Origin of the sequence: Cloacibacterium normanense, assembly GCF_003860565.1 — a bacterium.
Taxonomy (GTDB): domain Bacteria; phylum Bacteroidota; class Bacteroidia; order Flavobacteriales; family Weeksellaceae; genus Cloacibacterium; species Cloacibacterium normanense.
Map to the genome: position 1 here is coordinate 2,726,224 of NZ_CP034157.1, position 26,443 is coordinate 2,752,666.

General features: G+C 34.0%; 38 protein-coding genes. 33 read left to right on the forward strand and 5 right to left on the reverse strand.

The window, feature by feature from the left end; translation table 11 throughout:
- Positions 1–17 precede the first annotated feature (17 nt).
- Together rpsJ and EB819_RS12510 are read left to right on the forward strand one after the other, a co-directional pair.
- Positions 18–323, forward strand: a complete 306-nt coding sequence (gene rpsJ, locus EB819_RS12505) for a 30S ribosomal protein S10 (protein ID WP_069800872.1) — start codon at positions 18–20, stop codon at positions 321–323.
- 140 nt (positions 324–463) lie between these two features.
- The gene (locus EB819_RS12510) at positions 464–937 is read left to right on the forward strand and encodes a low affinity iron permease family protein (protein ID WP_069800874.1); all 474 of its coding nucleotides are present in this window, start codon (positions 464–466) and stop codon (positions 935–937) included.
- A 60-nt stretch (positions 938–997) separates the two neighbouring features.
- Here EB819_RS12510 and EB819_RS12515 read toward each other — a convergent pair whose 3' ends face one another.
- On the reverse strand, positions 998–2,203 hold the full coding sequence (locus tag EB819_RS12515) for an acetate/propionate family kinase (protein WP_069800876.1): 1,206 nt from the start codon (positions 2,201–2,203) through the stop codon (positions 998–1,000).
- Positions 2,204–2,351: 148 nt separating this feature from the next.
- Complete coding sequence (gene pta, locus EB819_RS12520; protein ID WP_124878772.1) at positions 2,352–4,439, reverse strand: phosphate acetyltransferase; 2,088 nt, start codon at positions 4,437–4,439, stop codon at positions 2,352–2,354.
- A gap of 392 nt (positions 4,440–4,831) precedes the next feature.
- Here pta and rplC point away from each other — a divergent pair, with 392 nt between their 5' ends.
- From rplC to rplQ, 28 genes are all read left to right on the forward strand, one after another.
- On the forward strand, positions 4,832–5,458 hold the full coding sequence (gene rplC, locus EB819_RS12525; RefSeq protein WP_069800880.1) for a 50S ribosomal protein L3: 627 nt from the start codon (positions 4,832–4,834) through the stop codon (positions 5,456–5,458).
- Positions 5,449–6,078, forward strand: a complete 630-nt coding sequence (rplD, locus tag EB819_RS12530) for a 50S ribosomal protein L4 (protein WP_069800882.1) — start codon at positions 5,449–5,451, stop codon at positions 6,076–6,078. The genes rplC and rplD overlap by 10 nt, the downstream gene beginning before the upstream one ends.
- Before the next feature lie 3 nt (positions 6,079–6,081).
- Positions 6,082–6,372: a 50S ribosomal protein L23 gene (gene rplW, locus EB819_RS12535; RefSeq protein WP_069800885.1), complete on the forward strand. Its 291-nt coding sequence runs from the start codon at positions 6,082–6,084 to the stop codon at positions 6,370–6,372.
- A gap of 22 nt (positions 6,373–6,394) precedes the next feature.
- The gene (rplB, locus tag EB819_RS12540) at positions 6,395–7,216 is read left to right on the forward strand and encodes a 50S ribosomal protein L2 (RefSeq protein WP_069800887.1); all 822 of its coding nucleotides are present in this window, start codon (positions 6,395–6,397) and stop codon (positions 7,214–7,216) included.
- A gap of 2 nt (positions 7,217–7,218) precedes the next feature.
- On the forward strand, positions 7,219–7,497 hold the full coding sequence (gene rpsS / locus EB819_RS12545) for a 30S ribosomal protein S19 (protein WP_069800889.1): 279 nt from the start codon (positions 7,219–7,221) through the stop codon (positions 7,495–7,497).
- Positions 7,498–7,499: 2 nt separating this feature from the next.
- A complete protein-coding gene (gene rplV / locus EB819_RS12550) occupies positions 7,500–7,904 on the forward strand; it encodes a 50S ribosomal protein L22 (RefSeq protein WP_069800891.1) in 405 nt (134 codons plus the stop codon).
- An 8-nt stretch (positions 7,905–7,912) separates the two neighbouring features.
- The gene (gene rpsC, locus EB819_RS12555; RefSeq protein ID WP_069800893.1) at positions 7,913–8,608 is read left to right on the forward strand and encodes a 30S ribosomal protein S3; all 696 of its coding nucleotides are present in this window, start codon (positions 7,913–7,915) and stop codon (positions 8,606–8,608) included.
- A gap of 96 nt (positions 8,609–8,704) precedes the next feature.
- Positions 8,705–9,130 (forward strand): 50S ribosomal protein L16, encoded by a 426-nt coding sequence (gene rplP / locus EB819_RS12560; RefSeq protein WP_069800895.1) that lies wholly within the window; start codon positions 8,705–8,707, stop codon positions 9,128–9,130.
- Positions 9,131–9,140: 10 nt separating this feature from the next.
- The gene (rpmC, locus tag EB819_RS12565) at positions 9,141–9,326 is read left to right on the forward strand and encodes a 50S ribosomal protein L29 (protein WP_069800897.1); all 186 of its coding nucleotides are present in this window, start codon (positions 9,141–9,143) and stop codon (positions 9,324–9,326) included.
- Positions 9,327–9,335: 9 nt separating this feature from the next.
- Complete coding sequence (rpsQ, locus tag EB819_RS12570) at positions 9,336–9,593, forward strand: 30S ribosomal protein S17 (RefSeq protein ID WP_074650956.1); 258 nt, start codon at positions 9,336–9,338, stop codon at positions 9,591–9,593.
- Entirely contained in the window at positions 9,593–9,961 is a 369-nt protein-coding gene (rplN, locus tag EB819_RS12575; protein ID WP_069800901.1) for a 50S ribosomal protein L14, read from the forward strand. The genes rpsQ and rplN overlap by 1 nt, the downstream gene beginning before the upstream one ends.
- A 20-nt stretch (positions 9,962–9,981) precedes the next feature.
- The gene (gene rplX, locus EB819_RS12580) at positions 9,982–10,302 is read left to right on the forward strand and encodes a 50S ribosomal protein L24 (protein ID WP_069800903.1); all 321 of its coding nucleotides are present in this window, start codon (positions 9,982–9,984) and stop codon (positions 10,300–10,302) included.
- 2 nt (positions 10,303–10,304) lie between these two features.
- Positions 10,305–10,856, forward strand: a complete 552-nt coding sequence (gene rplE, locus EB819_RS12585; protein WP_069800905.1) for a 50S ribosomal protein L5 — start codon at positions 10,305–10,307, stop codon at positions 10,854–10,856.
- A gap of 3 nt (positions 10,857–10,859) precedes the next feature.
- Positions 10,860–11,129, forward strand: coding sequence for a 30S ribosomal protein S14 (gene rpsN / locus EB819_RS12590; protein ID WP_069800908.1), 270 nt, complete (start codon positions 10,860–10,862; stop codon positions 11,127–11,129).
- Between the two features lie 110 nt (positions 11,130–11,239).
- Complete coding sequence (gene rpsH / locus EB819_RS12595) at positions 11,240–11,638, forward strand: 30S ribosomal protein S8 (protein WP_069800910.1); 399 nt, start codon at positions 11,240–11,242, stop codon at positions 11,636–11,638.
- Between the two features lie 19 nt (positions 11,639–11,657).
- Complete coding sequence (gene rplF, locus EB819_RS12600; protein WP_069800912.1) at positions 11,658–12,203, forward strand: 50S ribosomal protein L6; 546 nt, start codon at positions 11,658–11,660, stop codon at positions 12,201–12,203.
- Positions 12,204–12,214: 11 nt separating this feature from the next.
- Entirely contained in the window at positions 12,215–12,568 is a 354-nt protein-coding gene (gene rplR, locus EB819_RS12605; RefSeq protein ID WP_069800914.1) for a 50S ribosomal protein L18, read from the forward strand.
- Between the two features lie 13 nt (positions 12,569–12,581).
- Positions 12,582–13,103 carry a 30S ribosomal protein S5 gene (gene rpsE / locus EB819_RS12610; protein ID WP_069800916.1) on the forward strand — a complete coding sequence of 174 codons (522 nt, stop codon included), beginning with the start codon at positions 12,582–12,584 and terminating at the stop codon, positions 13,101–13,103.
- Positions 13,104–13,114: 11 nt separating this feature from the next.
- Positions 13,115–13,294: a 50S ribosomal protein L30 gene (gene rpmD / locus EB819_RS12615; RefSeq protein ID WP_069800918.1), complete on the forward strand. Its 180-nt coding sequence runs from the start codon at positions 13,115–13,117 to the stop codon at positions 13,292–13,294.
- Positions 13,295–13,309: 15 nt separating this feature from the next.
- On the forward strand, positions 13,310–13,756 hold the full coding sequence (gene rplO / locus EB819_RS12620; RefSeq protein WP_069800920.1) for a 50S ribosomal protein L15: 447 nt from the start codon (positions 13,310–13,312) through the stop codon (positions 13,754–13,756).
- 9 nt (positions 13,757–13,765) lie between these two features.
- Positions 13,766–15,145 (forward strand): preprotein translocase subunit SecY, encoded by a 1,380-nt coding sequence (gene secY / locus EB819_RS12625; RefSeq protein WP_069800922.1) that lies wholly within the window; start codon positions 13,766–13,768, stop codon positions 15,143–15,145.
- 9 nt (positions 15,146–15,154) lie between these two features.
- The gene (gene infA / locus EB819_RS12630; RefSeq protein WP_004917349.1) at positions 15,155–15,370 is read left to right on the forward strand and encodes a translation initiation factor IF-1; all 216 of its coding nucleotides are present in this window, start codon (positions 15,155–15,157) and stop codon (positions 15,368–15,370) included.
- Positions 15,371–15,381: 11 nt separating this feature from the next.
- Positions 15,382–15,498, forward strand: a complete 117-nt coding sequence (gene ykgO, locus EB819_RS12635) for a type B 50S ribosomal protein L36 (RefSeq protein WP_004917354.1) — start codon at positions 15,382–15,384, stop codon at positions 15,496–15,498.
- A 9-nt stretch (positions 15,499–15,507) separates the two neighbouring features.
- Positions 15,508–15,885, forward strand: coding sequence for a 30S ribosomal protein S13 (gene rpsM, locus EB819_RS12640; protein ID WP_069800924.1), 378 nt, complete (start codon positions 15,508–15,510; stop codon positions 15,883–15,885).
- Positions 15,886–15,901: 16 nt separating this feature from the next.
- Positions 15,902–16,291 (forward strand): 30S ribosomal protein S11, encoded by a 390-nt coding sequence (gene rpsK / locus EB819_RS12645; protein ID WP_069800926.1) that lies wholly within the window; start codon positions 15,902–15,904, stop codon positions 16,289–16,291.
- 18 nt (positions 16,292–16,309) lie between these two features.
- Positions 16,310–16,918 carry a 30S ribosomal protein S4 gene (gene rpsD / locus EB819_RS12650; protein WP_069800928.1) on the forward strand — a complete coding sequence of 203 codons (609 nt, stop codon included), beginning with the start codon at positions 16,310–16,312 and terminating at the stop codon, positions 16,916–16,918.
- A gap of 31 nt (positions 16,919–16,949) precedes the next feature.
- On the forward strand, positions 16,950–17,945 hold the full coding sequence (locus EB819_RS12655) for a DNA-directed RNA polymerase subunit alpha (protein WP_069800930.1): 996 nt from the start codon (positions 16,950–16,952) through the stop codon (positions 17,943–17,945).
- Between the two features lie 9 nt (positions 17,946–17,954).
- Positions 17,955–18,473, forward strand: coding sequence for a 50S ribosomal protein L17 (gene rplQ / locus EB819_RS12660; protein ID WP_069800932.1), 519 nt, complete (start codon positions 17,955–17,957; stop codon positions 18,471–18,473).
- 57 nt (positions 18,474–18,530) lie between these two features.
- On the opposite strand, the gene EB819_RS12665 is transcribed toward rplQ, so the two are convergent.
- Entirely contained in the window at positions 18,531–18,962 is a 432-nt protein-coding gene (locus tag EB819_RS12665; protein ID WP_069800934.1) for a DUF1655 domain-containing protein, read from the reverse strand.
- A 203-nt stretch (positions 18,963–19,165) separates the two neighbouring features.
- Here EB819_RS12665 and eno point away from each other — a divergent pair, with 203 nt between their 5' ends.
- Both eno and EB819_RS12675 read left to right on the forward strand, forming a co-directional pair.
- A complete protein-coding gene (eno, locus tag EB819_RS12670) occupies positions 19,166–20,458 on the forward strand; it encodes a phosphopyruvate hydratase (RefSeq protein WP_069800936.1) in 1,293 nt (430 codons plus the stop codon).
- A gap of 203 nt (positions 20,459–20,661) precedes the next feature.
- Complete coding sequence (locus tag EB819_RS12675; RefSeq protein ID WP_069800938.1) at positions 20,662–21,948, forward strand: citrate synthase; 1,287 nt, start codon at positions 20,662–20,664, stop codon at positions 21,946–21,948.
- Between the two features lie 209 nt (positions 21,949–22,157).
- Here EB819_RS12675 and EB819_RS12680 read toward each other — a convergent pair whose 3' ends face one another.
- On the reverse strand, positions 22,158–23,000 hold the full coding sequence (locus EB819_RS12680) for a hypothetical protein (RefSeq protein ID WP_083250208.1): 843 nt from the start codon (positions 22,998–23,000) through the stop codon (positions 22,158–22,160).
- Between the two features lie 160 nt (positions 23,001–23,160).
- Here EB819_RS12680 and EB819_RS12685 point away from each other — a divergent pair, with 160 nt between their 5' ends.
- Positions 23,161–24,075, forward strand: coding sequence for a dimethylarginine dimethylaminohydrolase family protein (locus tag EB819_RS12685; protein ID WP_069800940.1), 915 nt, complete (start codon positions 23,161–23,163; stop codon positions 24,073–24,075).
- Between the two features lie 83 nt (positions 24,076–24,158).
- On the opposite strand, the gene EB819_RS12690 is transcribed toward EB819_RS12685, so the two are convergent.
- The gene (locus EB819_RS12690; protein WP_074650953.1) at positions 24,159–26,420 is read right to left on the reverse strand and encodes a glycoside hydrolase family 3 C-terminal domain-containing protein; all 2,262 of its coding nucleotides are present in this window, start codon (positions 26,418–26,420) and stop codon (positions 24,159–24,161) included.
- Positions 26,421–26,443 lie beyond the last annotated feature (23 nt).

Below are 26,443 nucleotides of genomic sequence, written 5' to 3' on the forward strand. Positions count from 1 at the left end.
CTTTAAAAAATTAGAAAATGTCACAAAGAATCAGAATAAAACTTAAGTCTTACGATTACAATTTAGTAGATAAGTCTGCTGAGAAAATCGTGAAAACTGTAAAAGCTACTGGTGCTGTGGTAAACGGACCTATTCCATTACCAACTCACAAAAGAATCTTTACAGTTCTTAGATCACCACACGTAAACAAGAAAGCAAGAGAACAGTTCCAACTTTCTGCTCATAAGAGATTGATGGATATCTATTCTTCTTCTTCTAAAACTGTAGATGCTCTAATGAAATTAGAGTTACCTTCAGGTGTAGACGTAGAAATCAAAGTGTGATAATTTATCACTTTGCTATGATAATAACCTCCCAAACAATTTTGTTTGGGAGGTTTTTTATATAATAATTTTATAAATTAAAAATTTAATATTTAAAAAGTCATATCCTTATTTTTTGTAAAATTTGTAAAAAAAATATTATGAATAATAATAAAAATCTTTTTGATCAGTTTGCAGATTGGGCAACTGCTTTTACTGGTAGTGCTGGAGCTTTTATAGGCGCCTCTTTATTGGTTTTAATTTGGGCTTTTACTGGACCAATCTTTAAATTTTCAGAAACTTGGCAAATGGTAATCAATACTGGAACTACCATTGTGACTTTTTTGATGGTTTTTTTGATTCAAAAAGCTCAGAATAAAGATTCAAAAGCTATTCAGATAAAACTAAATGAACTTATAGCAGCACACGAAAAAGCCAGTAACAGAATAGTTGATATAGAAGATTTAACAGAAAAAGAATTAGATAAACTTCATAAATATTACGAAAAATTATCAGAATTGGCAGAGCAAGATAACAATATTCATCTATCACATTCCATAGATGCCGCAGAAGATAATCATGAACATAAATTAAGAAATGAAAAAATTCATAAAGAAATTGATAATGAAATGTAATATTTAAAAAAAAAATCAGACATTAGAGTCTGATTTTTTATATTCACTTCTTTGCCTATTTTACTTTATCAATTCATACGTTTGTTGAGCGATTTCCAGTTCTTCATTAGTAGGAATAATCAGAATTTTCACCTTGCTTTCAGGCGCTTGAATTTCTACAGGAACTTTGGTGTGATTAAATTTCACATTCGCTTCTTCGTCTAGTTTTATACCAAGCGCTTCTAAATTTTTACAAGACCAACTTCTTACCACCGCATCATTTTCTCCTAAACCAGCCGTGAAAATAATCGTGTCGATTCCATTCAACGCTGCAAAATAAGAACCGATGTATTTTTTAATTCTGTAAGTGTATAATTCTAAAGTCAGTTTTGCATCAGCATCGCCTTGTTCACATTTTTCGTTGATGTCTCTTGCATCGCTGCTTCCGCCTAAACCAAGCATTCCACTTTCTTTATTCAATATGTTTTTCACCTCTTGTAAAGAAAAGCCTAATTCTTCTACCATGTAAAAAATCACAGAAGGATCTATATCGCCACTTCTGGTTCCCATCGCCAATCCACAAAGTGGCCCGAAACCTAAAGTCGTATCTATGCTTTCTCCGTTTTCATTTACTGCAGCCATACTTGCGCCGTTTCCTAAGTGAATGGTAATGGCTTTCAAGTGGTCATTTTTAAGAATTTTTTTGGCTTCATTGTATACAAATTTGTGGCTTGTTCCATGGAAACCATACACTCTAATGCTATTATCTGTATAGAATTTTTTAGGAATAGCATATCGGTAAGCGTGTTCTGGAAGTGTAGCGAAAAACGCTGTATCAAAAACTGCTACCTGAACTGCATTCGGAAAGAATTTTTCAGAAGCTTCTATCCCAATTAAGTTTGCCGGATTATGAAGTGGAGCCAATGGAATCAAAGTTTTTATCGCTTCTTTCACTTCTGGAGTGATGATTTGCGTTTTTGTGAATTTTTCACCACCGTGAACTACTCTGTGACCAATCGCTTTGATGCTTTCTGGATTTTCGATAACTCCAAAATCTGGATGAGTTAATAAACCGGTAATCGCTTCGAAAGCTGTAGCATGTTCTGGTAAATTTTCTTCTAAAATATATTCGCCAAAACCTTCATTCGTTGCATATTGATGTTTGATTCTGCCCCCTTCAATTCCGATACGTTCTGCTAAACCTTTAGCCAAAACTTGTTGTGAAAGAATATTGATGATTTGGTATTTCAGAGATGAGCTTCCTGCATTAATAACTAATATATTCATGTAATAATTTTTTAAAATTTTTAATTTGGGCAGCTTTTCCGCCTTCCGTTCCCGCTTTTTTATTTTTTGCCAAAGCTTTTTACATTCAAAAAATAAAAAGAGCTCCACTCAAGTCGGGCTGCAAAGACGAGCTGTCTAAATATGAGGTTTAATTGTTAGTAGATTGTATCGCTGTAATAATTACGGTGTTGTAAATATCTTCAATGGTAGCACCACGACTTAAATCGTTAATCGGTTTGTTTAAACCTTGTAACATTGGGCCAACTGCTAATGCACCAGTTTCTCTTTGAACCGCTTTGTAAGTGTTGTTTCCTGTATTCAAGTCTGGGAAAATAAGAACATTGGCTTGTCCTGCAACTGGTGAGTTTGGCAATTTGCTTTTACCAACGATTGGATCTACTGCAGCGTCATATTGAATAGGTCCTTCTACTAAAATGTCAGGACGAAGAGATTTTACAATTTCTGTAGCTTTTCTCACTTTTTCTACTTCTTCGCCGCTTCCAGATGTTCCAGAAGAATAAGAAAGCATCGCCACTTTAGGTGTTTCTATACCAAATGTTTTGGCAGAATCTGCAGAAGAAATCGCGATTTCTGCTAATTGTTCAGGATTAGGATTTGGTACAATGGCACAATCTCCGTAAACCAAAACTCTGTCATCTAACAGCATGAAAAATACTGAAGAAACGGTTTTGAAACCTGGTTTTGTTTTTACGAATTGTAAAGCAGGTTTTATGGTGTGAGCTGTAGTATTTACAGCACCAGAAACCATTCCGTCTGCATGACCTTTGTGTACCATCATAGTGCCAAAGTAAGAAGCATCTAGCATTAAATCTTGCGCAGATGTCAATTCTAGACCTTTTGATTTTCTTAATTCGTATAAAGTATTGGCGTAATCTTCGTAGAATTCACTGTTGTGAGGGTCTACGATAGAAATTCTACTTTCGTCCCAGTTTAATCCGAGTTGCGCTACTCTGGATTTTACTTTTTCAGGGTCGCCTAAAATGGTAATTTTTGCCACTTTGTCTTCTGCAATTTGAGATGCAGCGGTTAGAATTCTATCGTCATTGCCCTCTGGTAAAACAATGTGCTTTTGAATTTTTTTAGCATTGCTCAAGAGATTGTATTGGAACATTCTCGGGGTGAGACTTTCTGTTTTCACAGAGTTTATTTTGGTATTGAGTTCTTCTACGTCTACAGAACTTTCAAACAAGTCAATACTTAATTTTATTTTTGATTTATTTTCGGCGTAAATTTTTGGCTTAATTCTAGAAATTACAGATGCTGCTTCAAAAGTTCCGAGATTAGTGGTGATAATCGGAATAGGTTTTTGATTGTCGAGCATTAAGTTGATAATAGATCTTTCTGGCGTGAAACCACCGATTAAAACAATACCTGAAATATTAGGATATTTCGGTGAAATATTCGCCAAAGAAGTTCCTACAATCAGGTCGCTTCTATCTCCTGGCATAATACAAAGGCTGTCTGGTGTAATTCTCGGTAAAAAATTCGCTAATTGCATCGCTCCAATAACTGTAGTTTTCGCAATGTTGTCTAGTTTTTCTTTCCCGAATAAAACATGACCTCTAATATGATTGATGATTTCGCGGATAGATGGTTTTCCTAATTCTGGATTGTTTGGAATAACGGCTACGAAAATCCCTTTTTTAATTTCTTTGTTGATGAGTTTTTGTACTTCTCTTTGTTCTTTTTCGCAACGATTAACAATTACTCCTATTATATTAACGTCTTTTTCTAAGAATGAATTGACTTCTGCAATCACATTATTTACCAATTCAGGAACGGTTTCGAAACTGTCTTTTACCACTAATAAAACTGGGATTCCTAAATTTTTGGCAATAGAACCATTGAAATCTATTTCAAAAACAGAACCTTCTTCTGTAAAATCACTTCCTTCTACCAATACAAAATCAAATTCATTTTCTAAATTTTTATATTTCTCGATGATGGTATCATAAACCTCATTGATTTTTCCTTGATTTTGATGTTCGGTAAACTCACTTCTAGAATATGAGTAAGCATCCTCATAATTCATGTTAACATTAAAGTGAGATAAAATAGTATCTATATGATTGTCTACTACATTTTTATTTTCGATAAGAGGCTTAAAAAACGCCACATTAGGAGTGGTGCGTTTCAGCATTTGCATTAATCCAAGACTTACAATAGATTTTCCGCTTTGTGCAGAAGAGGTGATTACGTATACTGAATGATTCATTTTTAGAAAGGATTAAATTTATTTTGCAAAAATACGGCTTTCAAAACGGTTATGAAAGTAAATTAAGTGTCGAAAATATGCGATTTGACAGCAATTTTAAATTTATAGCAAAAAAATAAGCATTAAAAGGACTTCCTTTTCCTAATTACAAACATCATATTTTAATTAATCTTTATGATAGAATAATTATAAGTTTATGATTTCACGAGTGACTGAACATGAATGGATTAAAATAGAAAATAATTTTAACTTACTGTTTGTCAGTTCAAAAAATATTCTTACATTTGCACACTCATTTTAGGGAAGAAGTATGCCTATTTCAGACGTAGATATTACTAAATTCCTCTAGAATAGGGAGTTATAATAAACAATTTAAGTATAATATATTAATAATGTCAGGTATTATTGGTAAAAAAATCGGTATGACATCTTTGTTTAACGAAGAAGGGAAGAATATCCCTTGTACAGTTATTCAAGCTGGTCCATGCGCGGTTTTACAGGTCAGAACCGAAGAAGTTGACGGTTATAAAGCGGTGCAACTAGGTTTCGATGACAAGAGTGAGAAGAACGTATCTAAAGCGTTAGCTGGTCATTTCAAAAAGGCTGGTTCTACGCCAAAGGCGAAAATCGTGGAATTCAGAAATGAATTCGAACACGAAGTGAAAGTAGGAGATCAAGTAATCGTAGACATGTTCAACGAAGGTGAATATGTAGACGTAACAGGTACTTCTAAAGGTAAAGGTTTCCAAGGGGTTGTTAAAAGACATAACTTTGGTGGTGTAATGCAAGCTACCCACGGTCAGCACAACAGATTAAGAGCTCCAGGTTCAATCGGTGCGGGTTCTGACCCTTCTAGAGTTTTCAAAGGACTTAGAATGGCTGGTAGAATGGGAGGAAAACAGGTAACTGTTCAAAACCTTCAAGTGTTAAAAGTAGATACAGAACAAAATCTTTTAGTAGTAAAAGGTGCTGTTCCGGGAGCTAAAAATTCTTATGTAATTATCAAGAAATGGAACTAGTAGTATTAAATACATCAGGAAAAGAAACCGGAAGAAAAGTTCAACTAGACGAAGCTATCTTCGGAATTGAGCCAAATCAGCACGCGGTTTACTTAGAAGTGAAACAATACCTTGCTGCTCAAAGACAAGGGACTCATAAGTCTAAAGAAAGAAGCGAAATTACTGCTTCTACTAGAAAACTTAAAAAACAAAAAGGATCTGGTTCGGCTAGATATGGTGATATTAAATCTCCAACTTTCAAAGGTGGGGGTAGAGTATTCGGTCCTAAGCCAAGAGATTACAGATTCAAATTAAATAAAGCATTAAAAAGATTAGCTAAGAAATCTGTTCTTTCTCAAAAAATGAGAGAAAACTCTATTAAAGTATTAGAAGAAGTAACATTTGCTGCTCCTAAAACTAAAGATTTCATCAATGTATTTAATGCATTAGGTTTGGAAGGCAAAAAAGCATTATTCGTGCTTGCTGAAACAAACAAGAACGTATATTTATCTTCAAGAAACTTACCGAAAGTAAAAGTTTTAACTTATAATGAGATTTCTTCTTATGACTTAGTTAATGCTGGTGAAGTAGTATTCTTCGAAGGTGCTGTAGAAAAATTTCAAGAAAATTTAAGAAAATAAGTCATGTCAGTTATCATTAAACCAATCATTTCAGAAAAAGCAAACAGCCAGTCAGAATTGAGCGGAGTTTATACGTTTTTAGTAGATACTAAAGCTAATAAAATCCAAATCAAACAAGCTGTAGAAGCTGCTTATAGTGTAAAGGTAGAAGACGTAAGAACAATGATTTATGCTCCTAAAGTTTCTTCGAAATACACTAAAAAAGGACTTCAAGTTGGTAAAACCAATAAATTGAAGAAAGCTTTGGTTCAACTTGTAGAAGGCGAAACCATTGATATTTTTGCAACAAATTAATAATTTTATATAATTAATAGTAATGTCTGTTAGAAAATTAAAACCTATCACCCCAGGACAGAGATTCAGAATTGTAAACAATTTTGAAGAAATTACTACCAACAAACCTGAGAAGTCTCTAACTGTAGGGCTTTCTAAAAAAGGAGGTAGAAATAACACTGGTAAAATGACCATGCGTTATACCGGAGGTGGACACAAGAAAAAGTACAGAATCATCGATTTCAAAAGAAATAAATTTGATGTAGCTGCTACTGTTTTATCTGTGGAGTATGATCCAAACAGAACTGCGTTTATCGCTTTAGTAGAATACACAGATGGAGAAAAGAGATACATCGTTGCTCCAAACGGTATTAAAGTAGGTCAAACTGTAGTTTCTGGAGATAATGTAGAACCTGAAGTAGGAAATGCAATGAAATTGAAAAACATACCATTAGGTACTGTGATTTCTTGCATCGAACTAAGACCAGGACAAGGAGCTATCCTTGCTAGAAGTGCAGGTTCTTCTGCGCAATTAACTTCTAGAGATGGTAAATATGCAATCATTAAATTGCCTTCAGGAGAATCTAGAATGATTTTAGTAGAATGTATGGCTATGATTGGCTCAGTATCTAACTCAGATCACCAACTTACCGTTTCTGGTAAAGCAGGTAGAAGCAGATGGTTAGGTAAGAGACCAAGAACAAGAGCTGTAGCTATGAACCCTGTAGATCACCCAATGGGAGGTGGTGAAGGTAGATCTTCTGGTGGTCACCCAAGATCTAGAAACGGTAAACCAGCTAAAGGTTACAAGACTAGAAAGAAAAACAAAGTGTCTAACCGTTACATCGTATCTAAAAGAAAATAATTATGGCAAGATCACTTAAGAAAGGACCTTTCATCGCACATCATTTAGAAAAGAAGGTTCAGGCAAACATAGAACAAAATAAGAAGACAGTTATCAAAACATGGTCTAGAGCATCAATGATTTCTCCAGACATGGTAGGTCAAACTATCGCAGTACACAACGGGAAATCTTTTATCCCAGTTTATGTAACTGAAAACATGGTAGGACATAAGTTAGGCGAATTTTCTCCAACGAGATCTTTCAGAGGACACTCTGGTAACAAAAATAAAGGTAGCAGATAATCATGGGATCAAGAAAACAAGATAGCGCAATCGCAAGAAAAGAAGCTAACAAAGACGTTGTAAAAGCTTCATTAAACAATTGTCCGTCTTCTCCAAGAAAAATGAGACTCGTTGCTGATATCATCCGTGGAGAAAACGTAGATAAAGCCCTATATATCCTTAAATATTCTAAAAAAGATGCTTCTAACAAGTTAGAAAAACTTTTACTTTCGGCTATTGCTAACTGGCAAACTAAAAACGAAGGTGCTGATATAGAAGCTGCTAATCTTTTTGTAAAAGAAATTTATGTGGATAGTGCAAGACAACTTAAGAGATTAAGACCTGCACCACAAGGTAGAGGTTACAGAATTAGAAAAAGATCTAATCACGTAACATTAGTATTAGGTAACAAACAAGATAATCAATAATCAAAGGTATGGGACAGAAGACAAATCCAATTGGTAATAGATTAGGAATCATCAGAGGATGGGATTCTAACTGGTTTGGTGGAAACGATTATGGAGACAGAATCGCAGAAGACTACAAAATCAGAAGATACCTTGAAGCTAGATTATCTAAAGGTGGTATCTCTAGAATCTACATCGAGAGAACCCTAAAATTAGTAACAGTAACAATCACTACTGCAAGACCAGGTCTTATCATCGGTAAAGGTGGTCAAGAAGTTGATAAACTAAAAGAAGAATTGAAAAAGATTACTGATAAAGACATCCAAATCAATATCTTCGAAATCAAAAGACCAGAACTAGACGCAATTCTAGTTGCAGAAAGTATTGCAAAACAGATTGAAAACAGAATCTCTTACAGAAGAGCTGTTAAAATGGCTATGACCAGCACTATGAGAATGGGTGCAGAAGGTATCAAAGTTCAAATCTCTGGTAGATTAAACGGAGCTGAAATGGCAAGAAGCGAATCTTTCAAAGAAGGAAGAATCCCATTGTCTACTTTCAGAGCAGATATCGATTATCACATTGGTGAAGCACTTACTCAGTACGGTAAGCTAGGAGTGAAAGTTTGGATCATGAAAGGTGAAGTGTACGGCAAGAGAGAATTATCTCCACTTGTTGGTCAACAGAAAAAAGCACCAGCTGGTAAAAAAAGAGACAGAAAATAATTAAAATTTTAGATTGAAATTTTAAGTTTTAAATTACCGTTACTTTTTTAAAATCTAAAATCTAAAATCTGAAATCTAAAATCTAAATTAGAAAACATGTTACAACCAAAAAGAACGAAATTCCGTCGTGTTCATAAAATGAAAATGAAGGGAAATGCGCAAAGAGGATCTCAATTAGCGTATGGAACTTTCGGAATTAAAGCTATAGACGGTGCTTGGATCACTGCAAGACAAATTGAAGCTGCGCGTATCGCTGCTACAAGATATATGAAAAGAGAAGGTCAACTATGGATTAAAATATTCCCAGATAAGCCTATTACTAAAAAACCAGCCGAAGTAAGGATGGGTAAAGGTAAAGGTGCTGTAGAATATTGGGTAGCTGTAGTAAAACCTGGTAAAATTATGTTTGAAGTAGGTGGAGTTCCTTATGAAATAGCTAAAGAGGCGTTAAGACTTGCAGCTCAGAAACTTCCAATAGTTACCAAATTTGTAGTAGCTAACGATTTTGTTCAACCTCAATAATCTTTGAAAAATGAAAAAAGCTGACATCAAAAATCTAAGCGCAGGAGATATTAAAAATCAATTAGCTGCTCTTAAAGCTGATTACACTAAAATGAAATTAGCGCACAGAATTAGCCCGATTGAAAATCCTATTCAAATCAGAGATTTAAGAAGAACAATCGCAAGACTTGAAACTGAGTTAACTAACAAACAATAATTTCATTTTATCATGGAAAGAAATTTAAGAAAAGAAAGAATCGGAATCGTTTCTAGCAATAAAATGGAAAAAACCATTGTAGTTAGTGAAACGATGAGAATGAAACATCCAATGTATGGTAAATTCGTATTAAAAACGAAAAAATATACCGCTCACGATGAAAACAATGAGTGCAACGAAGGAGACAAAGTTTTAATTACAGAAACTAGACCTTTGAGCAAAAATAAAAGATGGAGATTAGTAAGTATAATTGAAAGAGCTAAGTAATGTTACAAACCGAATCAAGATTAAAAGTTGCTGATAACACTGGTGCAAAAGAAGTACTAGTAATCAGAGTTCTAGGTGGAACTAGAAGAAGATATGCTTCTGTAGGTGATAAAATCGTAGTTACTATCAAAGATTCTACTCCATCAGGAAATGCAAAAAAAGGACAAGTATCTAAAGCAGTTATCGTAAGAACTAAAAAAGCAGTTAGAAGAAAAGATGGTTCATACATCAAATTTGACGACAATGCTTGCGTTCTTCTAAATGCTGCTGGAGAAATGAGAGGAACTCGTGTTTTCGGGCCAGTTGCTCGTGAATTGAGAGACAAAGAATATATGAAAATCATTTCATTAGCTCCTGAAGTATTATAATTTTAAAAATTTTAGAAAAAATGGCAAAAGTTAAAATAAAAAGAGGAGATAACGTAATCGTTACTACTGGTAAAAACAAAGGTAGTAAAGGTGAAGTTCTAGAAGTGATTAAGAAAGAAAACGCTGATGCTAGAGTTATCGTAGCAGGTGTAAACGTTGTTAAAAAACACGTAAAACCATCTGCATCTAATCCTCAAGGCGGAATCGTAGAAAAAGAAGCATCTATTAATATTTCTAATGTATCTCTAGTAGATGCAAACGGAAAAGCTACTAAAGTAGCGTATAAATTAGAAGGTGATAAAAAAGTAAGAATTGCTAAAACAACAGGTAAAGAAATCTAATTATGGAATACGTAGCAAGACCCAAAAAATTATATACAGAAAAAATTGTTCCAGCAATGATGGAAGAATTTGGGTACAAATCTATCATGCAAGTACCTAAATTAGAAAAAATTGTTGTGTCTCAAGGTTTAGGTGCTGCAACTGCAGACAAAAAAATCGTAGACTATGCAGTAGAAGAACTTACAGCTATCACTGGTCAAAAAGCAGTAGGAACTTTATCTAAAAAAGACGAGGCAGCTTTCAAATTAAGAAAAGGTATGCCAGTTGGTGCAAGAGTAACGCTTAGAGCAGAAAAAATGTACGAATTTTTAGATAGACTTACTTCATCTGCTTTACCAAGAATTAGAGATTTTAACGGTATCAAAGCCGATGGTTTCGATGGTAGAGGTAATTACAACTTAGGGATTACTGAGCAAATTATCTTCCCAGAAATCGTGATCGACAAAGTGAAAAAAATCCAAGGGATGGACATCACTTTCGTTACTACTGCTAAAACTGACAAAGAAGCAAAAGCATTATTAACTCATTTCGGTTTACCGTTTAAAAAGAACTAAGAAATGGCAAAAGAATCAATGAAAGCGCGTGAGCGCAAAAGAGAAGCACTAGTTGCTAAATATGCTGCTAAAAGAGCTGCCCTAAAAGAAGCAGGTGATTATGAAGCACTTCAGAAATTACCTAAAAACGCTTCTCCTGTAAGATTACACAACAGATGTAAATTAACAGGAAGACCAAGAGGTTACATGAGAACTTTCGGTATTTCGAGAGTTACTTTCAGAGAAATGGCTAACAATGGTCTTATTCCGGGAGTTAAAAAAGCAAGTTGGTAACAATTAGTTTTTAATCAAGATATTTAAGTTGCTTATGGCTTTTAGCCTCAAAATTAAAAGCCATCTGCAATACTGAATATCATTCACCAATAATAATTTAAAATAAAAAAATGGTAACAGATCCAATTTCAGATTTCCTAACTAGAGTAAGGAACGCACAAAGCGCAGGCCACAAAGTGGTGGAAATTCCTGCATCAAAAATCAAAAAGGAGATTACGAAAATCTTATTTGATCAAGGTTACATCTTAAACTACAAGTTTGAAGATAACGCTGTTCAAGGGACTATCAAAATCGCTTTGAAATATGATAAGCAAACTAACAAACCGGCTATTAAGTCTATCCAAAGAGCTTCTAGACCAGGTTTGAGAAAATACGCTGGTACAGAAGAATTACCAAGAGTATTAAACGGTTTAGGTGTAGCTATCATCTCTACTTCTAAGGGAGTAATGACTGATAAGAAAGCCAGAGAAGAAAAAGTAGGTGGCGAAGTAATCTGCTATGTTTATTAATTGTAAAAATTAGGAAGAAATGTCAAGAATTGGTAAATCAATTATAGAAATTCCTGCAGGTGTTACAGTTACTGTAAACGATAATGTAGTAACTGTGAAAGGTCCTAAAGGAGAACTTTCTCAAGAAATTACAGGCGGAATTACTCTTGAGCAAGAAGATGGTAAAATCACTGTAAACAGACCATCTGAAGCTAAAAATCATAAAGCATTACACGGTCTTTATAGAGCGTTAATCAATAATATGGTGGTGGGAACCTCTGAAGGTTTCACCAAAAAATTAGAATTAGTAGGGGTAGGTTATAGAGCATCTCACTCTGGTCAAAAACTAGAATTAGCTCTAGGTTTCTCTCACGGTATCGTATTAGAACTTCCAAGTGAAATTACTATTGATACTTTAACAGAAAAAGGTAAAAACCCAATCATCACTTTGTCTTCTTATGACAAACAATTATTGGGAATGGTGGCTGCTAAAATTCGCTCATTCAGAAAACCAGAACCATACAAAGGTAAAGGTGTGAAATTCGTTGGTGAAATAATTAGACGTAAAGCTGGTAAATCTGCTTAAAAATTAAGACAATGGCATTAACAAAAGTACAAAAAAGAGATAGAATTAAAAGAAGAGTAAGAGGCAAAATCTCTGGAACTTCTTCAGCGCCAAGACTTTCTGTTTACAAGAGTAACAAAGAAATCTACGCTCAATTAATTGACGATAAAGAAGGTAAAACTTTAGTAGCTGCTTCTTCTAGAGAGAAAGGAGTAGATGCTAATGGAACTAAAACTGAAGTTGCAACTGCAGTAGGGAAGAAAATTGCTGAAAAAGCTTTAGCTGCTGGATTTGAAAAAGTAGTTTTTGATAGAAACGGTTTCGTATATCACGGTAGAGTAAAAGCTCTTGCAGACGGTGCTAGAGAAGGTGGTTTGAAATTTTAAAAATTAAAAAATTATGTTAGGATTAGATAATATAGAAAGAGTAAAACCAGGTGGTCTAGAACTTAAAGATCGTCTAGTTGCCGTAAACAGAGTAACTAAAGTAACCAAAGGAGGTAGAGCTTTCGGATTTTCTGCAATCGTAGTAGTAGGTAATGAAGACGGTGTAATCGGTTTCGGTTTAGGTAAATCTAAAGAAGTTGCTTCTGCTATTGCTAAAGCAGTAGAAGATGCTAAGAAAAATTTAGTGAAAGTTCCTGTAATGAATCATACAATCCCTCACCAAACTTCTGCTAGATACGGTGGTGCTGATATCTTCTTAAGACCAGCTTCTCACGGTACAGGATTAATCGCAGGAGGTGCGGTAAGAGCGGTACTAGAATCTGCAGGAGTACATGATGTACTTTCAAAATCTAAAGGTTCTTCTAACCCTCACAATGTGGTAAAGGCAACTTTCAAAGCATTGTTAGATATCAGAAGACCAGAAGAAATTGCAAGAATGAGAGGAATTTCTTTAACTAAAGTGTTTAACGGTTAATTTTTTATATCATGGCAACAATTAAAATCAAACAAGTAAGAAGTGCTATCAAAAGACCTAAAGTACAAAAAGATACTTTAGTAGCTCTTGGTCTTAAAAAATTAAACCAAGTTGTAGAACACGAAGCTACTCCATCTATCTTAGGTATGGTAGCAGCAGTGAGACATTTAGTAGAAGTACAGGAAAACTAATTAAATTTTAACAAAATGAATTTAAATAATATTCAACCAGCATCTGGAGCTACTCATAATTCAAAAAGAGTAGGTAGAGGACAAGGTAGTGGCAAAGGTGGTACATCTACAAAAGGTCACAAAGGTCAAAAATCAAGAGCTGGTTACTCACAGAAAATAGGTTTTGAAGGTGGTCAAATGCCTTTACAAAGAAGATTACCAAAATTCGGATTTAATAACATTAACAGAAAAGAATACAGAGCTATTAATCTAGATACTATTCAAGCATTAGTAGACGCTAAAAATCTTTCTGAAGTTACTAAAGAAGTATTGGTAGAAAATGGTTTATCTTCTAAAAATGAATTAGTGAAAATTATGGGTAGAGGAGAACTTAAAGCTTCTGTTTCTATTTCTGCTAACAAATTCACTAAATCTGCTGAAGAGGCAATCTCTAAAGCAGGAGGTAAAGCGATCACTCTTTAATAAAAACAAATGAAAGGTTTTATTCAAACACTTAAAAACATCTGGAGTTTACAAGAATTGAGGGACAAGATTATTGTCACTCTTTCTTTGATTCTAGTATATAGATTTGCTTCTTATATTTCTCTACCCGCTATTAACATGGCAGAAGTAGGAAATTTATTAGATCATTTTCAAAAACAAGGTGGCGGTAAACAAGCTGCAGGTCTATTAGGTCTATTATCATCATTTACTGGAGGAGCTTTCAGTCATGCTTCAATCATGGCTCTAGGAATTATGCCGTACATTTCTGCATCTATTATTGTGCAGCTTATGGGAATGGCAATTCCTTATTTACAGAAACTTCAGAAAGATGGTGAAAGTGGTAGAAAAACCTTAAATCAAATTACAAGATGGTTAACAATAGGTGTTTGTCTCGTACAAGCACCATTTTACCTAGGTACTATTACACAGGTTTTTTTACCTTACGAACAATTTAGATCTGCGTATTATATTGATCCGCAATCTATTGCATTTTATGTTCCAAGTGTAGTGATATTAGTTGCAGGTTCTATCTTTGCAATGTGGTTAGGAGAAAAAATTACAGATAAAGGCATTGGTAACGGGATTTCTATCTTAATCATGGTAGGGATTCTAGCTGGTTTACCAACTGCATTTTTACAAGAATTTACTACTCAAACAGGAAACGGAGGTTTAGGAAGCATCATGATTCTTATCGAGGTTTTATTCTGGTTGGTGGTAATTTTATTAGCAATTGTACTTTCAGTTGCGGTAAGAAAAATTCCTATTCAGTATGTAAGTAGAGCTCACGCAACAGGTGGTTCAAACAGAAATTTATTACAAGGAGCAAGACAATGGATTCCTCTAAAAGTAAATGCATCTGGAGTAATGCCACTAATTTTCGCACAAGCATTAATGTTTGTTCCTGGTTTGTTAACTAAATTCGATGATACCAATACTTTCTTAGCAGGATTCAAAAATCCATTCAGCTGGCAGTATAATGTATTATTAGTAATTTTAATTATCATCTTCTCTTATTTCTACACAGCCATCACTATTCCAGTGAATCAAATGGCAGATGACTTAAAGAGAAATGGAGGTTTAATACCGAAAGTAAGACCAGGACAAGAGACTGCAAATTACTTAGATGATATTTTATCTAAAATAACCTTGCCAGGTGCGTTTTTTTTATCTATCTTTGCAATCCTTCCAGCTTTAGTGCATGGAGGCTTTGTTCAGACTGAAGGCTTCTCCCATTTTTTCGGAGGAACTTCATTATTGATCATGGTAGGAGTAATTTTAGATACAGTTCAGCAAATCAATACGTATTTGTTGAACCATCACTATGATGGATTGATGCAATCTAAATTATCTAGAACATCAAACTTATAAAAAACATCTATGGCAAAACAAAAACATATAGAACAAGATGGCGTTATAGTGGAAGCACTATCTAACGCCATGTTCCGTGTGGAACTGGAAAATGGGCATGTTCTTATCGCTCATATTTCAGGGAAAATGAGAATGCATTACATAAAACTTTTACCAGGAGACAAGGTAAAATTAGAACTCTCTCCTTATGATTTATCAAAAGGAAGAATAACATTTAGATATTAAATTAAATACTAATGAAAGTTAGAGCATCAATTAAAAAAAGAAGTGCAGATTGCAAAATCGTAAGAAGAAAAGGCAGATTGTACATTATTAACAAGAAGAACCCAAAATTTAAACAAAGACAAGGCTAAAATTAAATTATGGCGAGAATTTCAGGTATTGATTTACCAAAAAACAAAAGAGGCGTTATCGGTTTAACTTACATTTACGGAATTGGTAGAAGCACAGCTTCTGAAATCCTTAAAAATGCCGGTATCAGCGAAGACAAGAAAGTCAACGAATGGAATGACGATGAATTGGCTGCAATCAGAAATTACATCACTGAAAACATTAAAGTAGAAGGTGAATTACGTTCTGAAGTGCAATTGAACATCAAGAGATTGATGGACATAGGTTGCCAACGAGGAATACGTCACAGACTGGGATTACCTTTAAGAGGCCAAAGAACGAAAAACAATTCTAGAACCCGTAAAGGAAAGAGAAAAACAGTTGCTAACAAGAAAAAAGCAAGTAAATAATCTTTAGATTAGAATTATGGCAAAACAAACTAAAGTAGTTAAAAAAAGAAAAGTAAAAGTAGAAGCTATTGGTGAAGCACATATCCAAGCTTCTTTCAATAATATTATTATTTCTTTGACAAACAAAAACGGAGAAGTAATTTCTTGGTCTTCTGCCGGTAAAATGGGATTCAGAGGTTCTAAAAAGAATACTCCATTCGCAGCTCAAATGGCTGCAGAAAATTGCTCTTCAGTAGCTTACGAAGCTGGTTTAAGAAGAGTAAAGGTGTTTGTGAAAGGTCCAGGTGCAGGTAGAGAATCTGCAATCAGATCTATTCACAATTCAGGAATTGAAGTTTCAGAAATCATTGACGTGACTCCTATGCCACACAATGGATGTAGACCACCTAAAAGAAGAAGAGTTTAATTTTTAGAAATTTAACCTATGGCAAGATATATTGGACCAAAAACTAAAATTGCACGTAAATTTGGTGCTGCAATTTACGGAGACGATAAAAGTTTCGAAAAAAGAAAAAATCAACCACCAGGACAACACGGACCTAACAAAAGAAGAGGTGCTAAAAAATCTGAATATGCTGTACAGTTAGCTGAAAAACAAAAAGCTAAATATACTTACGGTATCTTAGAAAGACAATTTGCTAACCTTTTCGATAAAGCGCACAGAAGCAAAGGCGTTACAGGTGAGGTTCTTTTACAATTATGTGAATCTAGATTAGATAACGTAGTATACAGATTAGGTTTTTCTAAAACCAGAGCTGGAGCTAGACAGTTAGTTTCTCACAGACACGTAACAGTAAACGGAGAAATTGTAAACATCCCTTCATATTTATTAAAAGCAGGTGACGTAGTTGCTATTAGAGAAAAATCTAAATCTCTAGAAGTAATTGCTGATTCATTAGCTTCTAAATCATCTTATGAATGGTTACAATTTAACGACGAAAAGAAAGAAGGTACTTTTATCTCAGCTCCTGAAAGAATTCAGATCCCTGAAGATATCAAAGAACAGCTAATCGTCGAATTATACTCTAAATAATTTTAATCAAATTTTTGCTCAACCCAATATTATGGCAATTTTACAATTCATAAAACCCGACAAAGTAATTCTACTTAATTCTACGGATTTCAAAGGTCAATTCGAATTTAGACCATTAGAGCCAGGATTCGGACTTACTATCGGTAATGCTTTGAGAAGAGTTTTACTTTCTTCTCTAGAAGGATATGCTATCACATCTATCAAAATAGAAGGAGTAGAGCACGAATTTTCAACAATTCCAGGTGTAATAGAAGATGTTACGGAGATCATCCTTAACCTTAAGCAATTAAGACTTAAAGCAAAAGTAGAAAACGCATCAGCAGAACAAGTAAGTGTGAAAGTTTCTGGTAAAGAAGTAATCACTGCAGGTGATTTTACTAGCTCGATGAATAACTTCGAGGTACTTAATCCAGACTTAGTAATCTGCAACTTGACAAAAGAGGTGTCTTTCGAAATGAATTTCAACATCGACAAAGGAAGAGGTTATGTTCCTTCAGAACAAAACAAATCTAACAATGCACCTATAGGAACGATTGCAATTGACTCTATCTTTACTCCTATTAAGAAAGTTCAATATAGCATTGAAAACTATCGTGTAGAGCAAAAAACAGACTACGAAAAACTAGTATTAGACATTGAGACGGATGGTTCTATCACCCCTCAAAATGCTTTAACTGAAGCTTCTAAGATATTAATTTATCACTTCATGTTATTCTCTGATGAGAGAATTACTCTAGAAACTGAAGCTGTAAAAGCATCAATCCAATACGATGAAGAAACCCTTCACACAAGACAATTACTTAAGTCTAAATTAGCAGATATGGATCTTTCGGTGAGAGCTCTTAACTGTCTAAAAGCAGCTGAAGTAGAAACTCTAGGTGAACTAGTTTCTTATAGTAAGTCTGATTTGATGAAATTCAGAAATTTCGGTAAGAAATCATTGACAGAACTTGAAGAACTTGTTCACTCAAAAGGACTAAACTTCGGGTTTGATGTTGCAAAATATAAGTTAGACGCTGATAAATAATCCTTAACAATGAGACACGGAAAAAAATTCAATCACTTAGGTAGAACAGCCTCTCACAGAAGCGCTTTGCTTTCTAACATGGCATGCTCACTAATTGAACATAAAAGAATAAATACTACTGTTGCTAAAGCTAAAGCTTTAAGAGTATACGTAGAACCTATCTTAACTAAAGCTAAAGAAGATACTACGCACAACAGAAGAATTGCTTTCTCTTACTTACAAAGTAAAGAAGCAGTTGCAGAACTTTTCAGAACTGTAGCTCCTAAAATCGCTACCAGAAATGGTGGTTATACTAGAATCATCAAGACTGGTTTCAGACCTGGTGATGCTGCAGATACTGCATTAATCGAGCTTGTAGATTTCAATGAACTTTACAATCCTAATGCTGAAGAGAAAAAAGCAACTAGAAGAAGTAGAAGATCTACTAAGAAAGAAGCTGCTGCTGTAGTAGCTGCTCCAGTTGTAGAAGAAGCTGCTGTAGTAGAAGAGCCAAAAGCTGAAGCTACAGAAGAAAAAACTGAAGAATAATTCTCAGAATTTCTATAAATAAAAAACCATTCAGATTTCTGAATGGTTTTTTTATGCTTATTTTTTACGATTCAATTCGAAAATTTGCCCGTTTTGGGTAATGGTAAGTAAATCTCCTTTACTTACAGCCTTTATACCATCTTTTTCATAAATATCACTTTCGATTTGAGGCAATTCTATCTTGAGTTTATTTCTTTCGATAAGGATGAAGTTACCTTCCTTAGTTCCCTTAGTAAAAGTTACCTTGGCTTCTGTACCATCAAAAGCACGATAAACGTACTCCTGTTTTTGAATTTTATTTTCGGTTTTGGTAATCTTGCTCTCTAAATTGGTTTTTTCTAAAATTACAGAATCTGTTTTGCTTACTCCATTAGCATCTATTGTTTTGATTACTTTTACTTCCTTTTCTATGGCGGTTTTGTTTTCCTTATCACAGCTGATAACGCCGATGATGCCTAATATTAAGATATAGTTAAAATATTTTTTCATTGCAATTTTTTAAAAAATATTAAGTATCTTTAAATAAAATTTGAAGAATTTTATATTTTAAAAATACAAAAAATACCCTACAAAAATCATAAACTTACATTGCTAAATTATACGTAAATTTGCAATGCAAAAAATAAGAAAAGGGTTGGTCTTCATTTTTTTGAAAGATTGGCCCTACAATAGAAACTTTAAAATAGAATAATATGAGTTACATTTCATTTATTGAAGCAAGACAAATTTTGGATTCTAGAGGAAATCCAACTGTAGAAGTTGATGTATTTACCGAAAGCGGTGCAATGGGACGTGCAGCTGTACCTTCTGGTGCTTCTACCGGAGAACACGAAGCAGTAGAATTGCGCGATGGCGGTTCAGAATATATGGGGAAAGGCGTACTGAAGGCCGTAGAAAATGTAAAAGAAGTAATCGCTCCAGAATTAGTAGGACTTCCAGTTTTTGACCAAAATCTTATCGATCAAATTATGATTGACTTAGATGGCACAAAAAACAAAGGAAACTTAGGTGCTAATGCTATTTTAGGAGTTTCTTTAGCTGCTGCTAAAGCTGCTGCTGCTGAATTAAGACAACCTCTTTACAAATATATTGGAGGTGTAAATGCTAATACACTTCCTGTTCCTATGATGAATGTAATTAATGGTGGTTCTCACTCAGATGCGCCAATTGCATTCCAAGAATTTATGATTATGCCAGTAAAAGCAGATTCTTTCTCTCACGCTTTGAGAAAAGGAACTGAAATCTTCCATAATCTTAAATCTATTCTTCATGATAGAGGTTTATCTACTGCTGTAGGTGACGAAGGTGGTTTTGCGCCAACTTTCAAAGGAACTGAAGATGCTTTAGATACTTTACTTAAAGCAATCGAAAAAGCAGGTTACAAACCAGGTGATGATGTAATGATTGCATTAGACTGTGCTTCTTCAGAATTCTACAAAGATGGAATCTACGATTATAGAAAATTCCAAACTCCAGATTCTGCTCAATTTACAAGCAGCGAACAAGTTTCTTACTTAGCAGAATTGGTAAACAAATATCCAATTATCTCTATTGAAGATGGTATGCAAGAAAACGACTGGGAAGGTTGGAAAATGTTAACTGATAAAATCGGTGATAGAGTACAATTAGTAGGAGACGATTTATTTGTAACAAACGTAGAAAGACTTTCTAGAGGTGTTAAAGAAAATATCGCTAACTCTATCTTGGTTAAAGTAAACCAAATCGGTTCATTATCTGAAACTTTAGCAGCAGTACAAATGGCTCAGCATAATAAGTATACATCTGTAATGTCTCACAGATCTGGTGAAACTGAAGATGCTACAATTGCAGATTTAGCAGTAGCTTGCAACTGTGGTCAGATTAAAACAGGTTCTGCTTCTCGTTCTGATAGAATGGCGAAGTATAACCAATTATTAAGAATCGAAGAAGCTCTAGGCGAAAATGCAATTTTCCCAGGATTAGATGCTTTTAAAATTAAAAGATAATATATCTTACATAAATCTGAAAAACCTCCTAAAATAGGAGGTTTTTTTGTTGATTCTTCATAGTAATTTTATTTTTAAAAACAGCAACTATATCAATTTAGCAAGTTTATTACAGATATAGTAAAAATAAATAGGTTTGCATAATAGAAAGTTTTCGCTAAAATTCTTTTTTTTGTATTTTTACTGAAAATATATTCTAAAACATGTCAGATAATAAAGTTATACTCAATTACGACGGAAATTCTTATGAGTATCCTATCGTAGAAAGCACAATTGGTGATAGAGGTATTGATATTTCTAAATTGAGAGATCAAACCGGACTTATTACTTTAGACTTAGGCTATAAAAATACGGGAGCCACTTTAAGTAATATTACTTACTTAGATGGTGATTTGGGAGAACTTTTCTACAGAGGTTATCCTATTGAGCAAATTGCTGAGAAATCTAATTTTTCTGAAGTAATGTACTTATTGCTTCACGGTGAATTACCAAACGCTACTCAGTTTACTCAATTCGAGAATAACATTAAGAATTACAACTTCGTAGCCGAAGAAATGAAAAAAATTCTTGATGCTTTCCCACGTTCTGCGCATCCAATGGGTGTACTTTCTACGCTTACATCTGCACTTACAGCATTTAATCCTAGAGCTGTAAATGTAAAATCTAAAGAAGATTTAGACCATGCTGCAGAAATGCTTATTGCAAAATTTGCTCACCTTTGTGCTTGGACTTACAGAAAAACCAATGGTTTCCCGCTTAACCACGGAGATAACAGTCTAAATTATGTAGAGAATTTCTACAAAATGACTTTCAGAAAACCATACGAAGAGTTCGAAATTGATCCAGTAGTGGTAGCTGCGCTAGACAAATTATTAATTCTACACGCAGACCACGAACAAAATTGTTCTACTTCTACAGTAAGAATGGTAGGTTCTGCTCACACAGGTTTATTTGCATCTATTTCTGCGGGAGTTTCTGCATTATGGGGACCACTTCACGGTGGTGCAAACCAAGCAGTAATCGAAATGCTAGAAATGATTGAAAAAGACGGTGGAGATGTCGCTAAATATGTACAAAAAGCAAAAGATAAAGAAGACAGCTTCAGATTAATGGGATTTGGGCATAGAGTTTATAAAAACTTTGACCCAAGAGCTAAAATCATCAAAAAAGCTGCAGACGATATCTTAAACAAACTAGGAGTTCACGACAAAGCTTTAGACATTGCAATGCAATTAGAAAGAGTAGCACTAGAAGATGATTACTTCGTAGAAAGAAAACTATATCCAAACGTAGATTTCTATTCTGGTATTATCTATAGAGCATTAGGAATTCCTACAGAAATGTTTACAGTAATGTTCGCATTAGGACGTTTACCAGGATGGATTTCTCAATGGAAAGAAATGCGTCTTCACGGTGACCCAATTGGTAGACCAAGACAAGTGTATCAAGGTGCTCCAAAACGTGACTATGTTCCTATGGAAAACAGATAATTTTGACAAATTTATAAAAAGGAAACCTCTCATATTTTGAGAGGTTTTTTGTTTTTATTGAGAAGAAAGATGATTGAATTAAGCTACAAAAAATCCGCTTTGCGGATAAATTAAAAAAAAATAGCGGAGCGGATTTTTGCCATATCAGGAGTTTCATTGTTCGTGCTCCGCACGCAACGAAACTCTAGTTATTATCGGCAGTCTTTTTTTTATTCATTTTTTTCTAATTCAAGAACTGTTTTTGTTTCATCAATATTTTTATATTCAAGTTTTACAAATCCATAATTTTCATTAAAATATGAGATTAATTCAGTTTCTCCAATTCTGCTTTTTGCCTTACTTTTTATTATGAAACATTCTAAGTTTCCTATTTTGGTTTCAATTCTTTTCTTATCAATTATTTCATAATCGTAGACATTTTCAATTCCACCTTTCCATTCCATCCATCTTTTATCTGACCAATGGTCTCCTATTTTTAGTTTCCAATTCCATTTTTTTCCAATTTGATAAGGTGATTGGATATAAGGAAATGGATTTAATTCTAAAATTTGAAAAAAGTTGCTTCTTGGAGGATGTACCCACACATTTTTTTCATTTTCAATTGCTCCTGTAACTTCCATTGTAAAAAATTCTCCATTATTTTTTAAATATTGATAAGCAATAGAGGTTTGATTATATTCAGGAATGTCTTTTTCAAACGGATTTCCTGAATTTGCTATCAAAATAATATTTTTAATTGTTTCGCTATTTTGTCTTTCATATTCTATAAAATCCCAATCAAAAGTTTTATAATTGTCTTTCTGTATTTCTTTTCCTTTCGTAATCAGATATTTTTTTCCATCTAATCCTTGATAATAATATGAATATTTGAAAGATTTTCCTACAACATAAATTTTATTGTTGTCGTTATAATTTTGGTCGTAAGTTTTTGATTTATCAAATTTTTCAACTGTTATTCCATCATCATCAATTAAAAAATTTTGGTCATTATTTTGAGATTTACAAGAATTAAATATGGTTAAAAAAAGTAGACTTGTTAATTTTATATTCATTTTTTGTAGTATTTGGGTAAGATTGCCTATAACACCCAAATATACGCATTACCTATAATTTTTCAAAGAATTTGCTTAGTATCAAATCACTACCGATTTCTAATAAAAATTTCCTCACTTCAAAACCTTTATTTATATTTGCTATAAGCAGAAATTATTTATGAAGCTCAATATAAAAAACGAAACAGGCAGATTAAAATCGGTAGTTCTAGGTCAGCCAAAGTCTATTGGCCCAGTTCCTACTTTAGAAGAAAGTTATGATGCTAAGTCATATTACTCCATAGAAAATGGCATTTATCCTAAAGAAGAAGACATCATCGCAGAAATGACAGCCTTCGAAAAAGTGCTCAAAAAATATGATGTAGAAGTTTTCAGGCCGAATATTATCAAAGATTACAATCAGGTTTTCGCGAGAGATGTAGCCTTCGTCATCGAAGATAAAATGATTATCTCAAACGTCATCAAAGATAGAGCAGATGAACAGGAAGCTTATCGTAAAATTTTTGAAAAAGTAGAATGGCGCAAAATTATTAATCTACCCGAAACCGCTCATATAGAAGGCGGAGATGTTATTGTTTGGGATGATTTTCTCTTTGTAGGAACATGTTTCTCCGAAGATTACAGAAATTATAAAACAGCCAGAACCAATGAATATGCTATCGAAATTCTGAAAGAATATTTCCCTAAAAAACGTATCATAGACCTTGACCTTAAGAAAAATGACAAGGTTCCGTATCAAGGAGTTTTGCACTTAGACTGTACATTTAATCCTATCGGAAAAGACAAATGTATTATCTATAAAGATGGTTTTGTAGATGAAAGTGATTACCAACTCATCATCGATATTTTCGGGGAAGAAAACTGTTTCCACATTACACCAGAAGAAATGTTCGAGATGTATCCTAATATTTTCTCTATTTCGCCAGAAGTGGTGGTTTCAGACGAAACTTTTACCAGAATGAATGACTTTCTGAGAAATGAGTGGGGTTTTACGGTAGAAGAAATTCCGTATCGTGAAATTTCTAAAATGGGAGGTTTGCTCAGATGTTCTACCATGCCTTTGGTTAGAGAATAATTAGATTATTTTTATCAAAATAAAAAAAGGACAACTTCATAAAGAGGTTGTCCTTTCGATTTAAAGAAATAAGAAATAAAAAATTATTGTAATGAAAACTTGATTTTCGTTTTAATGGCGTCTGAAGAATTCCCAATCAGCGCTTCGAAATCACCAGGTTCTGCTACCCAATCGTGTTTTACTGGGTCAAAGAAACTTAACGCAGATTTGTCAATCGTAATGGTTACTTCTTTTTGTTCACCTGGATTTAAGTAAATTTTTTCAAAACCTTTCAGCTCTTTTAATGGTCTTGGCAAAGAAGATTTTACGTCTCTTATGTACAATTGAACTACTTCTGCACCTGCTTTTTTACCTGTATTTTTTACTGGAATGGTAAACGTAATAGTCTCATCTTCGGTAATAACAGATTTGTCTGCTTTAGCTTGACCAATTTCGAAAGTGGTGTAACTTAACCCATGCCCGAAACTGAAAAGAGGTTTGATATTTTTAGTGTCATGCCAACGATAACCTACGAAAATACCTTCGTTGTATTTTATGTTGATAGGGTTTTGTTGGTCTTTTCCTTTTCCTTGTGCCAATTCTTCTTTATTACCGGGATATTCTCCTAATTGATGCGCTGAATTGTCTTCTAATTTCACAGGGAAAGTGAAAGGCAATTTACCAGAAGGATTAGCGTCACCAGCTAAAACTGAAGCGATAGCATGACCGCTTTCTGAACCTAAATACCACGCTTGAACAATGCTAGGAACTTCTTTTACCCAAGGCATTTCTACAGCATTTCCTGAAACTAAAACTACAGTAAAATTTTTGTTTGCTTTAGCCAAAGCAGAAATTAATTCATATTGATGATAAGGCAAGCCCATATCTTTTCTGTCATTTCCTTCACTATCTTGGAAGTCACTCTTATTAAGTCCACCTACAAAAATTACAAAATCGGAATTTTTAGCGAGTTCTACCGCTTCTTTGGTTAATTCTGCTTGTGAACGATTATCAGTAAGGTCTCTTCCAGTTTTTACACCGTTATATTCTCCAGTTACATCTCCTACATAACCTCTCGCAAAAACTACTTCTGCATCTTTCCCGAATCTTGCTTTAATTCCGTCTAAAGGTAAAGTTTCATATTTTACTTTTAAGGAAGAAGAACCACCGCCTACAGTCATCATTTTGATGGCGTTTTCACCAATTACAGCAATCTTTTTAGTTTTGGCAACGTTAATTGGCAATACATTTTTTTGATTTTTTAGCAATACAATTCCTTCTTCGCCAATTTCTTTGGCAATTGCTCTGTGTTCTTCAGAAGCAATGTTTCCAAAAGGTTTGTTTTTATTCATGGTAGTCAAGAAAGCTAATCTTAGGATTCTTCTTACTTTATCATCCAATTCTTTAGTTCCTACTTCACCAGATTTGATGAGTTTTAAATAAGGATGTGCTAAATAGTAATTGTCATAAGCATTGCTAGTTCCTTCAGAAAGTCCATTTGTCCAGCTTCCGAATTCCATGTCAAGACCATTCATAATGGCTTGTTTAGTATCATTTACAGCACCCCAATCAGAAATCACTACTCCTTTAAAACCCCATTCTTTTTTCAGAATATCGTTTAATAAATATTGATTTTGACTTGCGTACTGATTTTTGTACATATCATAAGCTCCCATGATAGACCAAGTGTCTCCTTCTTGTACTGCTGCTTTGAAGGCAGGTAAATAAATTTCATATAGAGCTCTATCATCTACAATTACATTGCTGGTATGTCTAAATTGTTCCTGATTATTAAGTGCATAATGTTTTACACAAGCAGCTACACCATTAGATTGAACCCCTTTAATGTATGGAACCACCATTTTAGAAGATAAAAACGGGTCTTCTCCCATATATTCGAAGTTTCTACCGTTTAATGGAGTTCTGTAAATATTAACACCAGGTCCTAGTAAAATATCTTTTTTTCTATAACGAGCTTCTTCTCCAAGAGCTTTTCCGTAGTTCCAAGACATTTTTTTATTCCAAGTTGCAGAGAGTGCAGTAAGCGCAGGATAAGCAATGATGGAGTCATTGGTCCAACCAGCTTGATCCCATTCATCCCATTTTACTTCAGGACGAATTCCGTGTGGTCCATCAGTTGTCCAAAATTCTGGAATTCCTAATCTTGGAACACCTGGTGAACTGAATTTTGACTGAGCATGAAGCATCGCTACTTTTTCTTCTAAAGTCATTTTAGAAAGAGCGTCTTCTACTCTGAGTTCTATAGGTTGAGAATCATCTAAATAAATTTGTGTCTTTTTTTCTTGTGCTTTTGCTTGAAAAATCATTAACGAGACTAAGCAAACAAGTGCAATTTTCTTGAACATAAGAATTAATTTTTGGTTCAGTA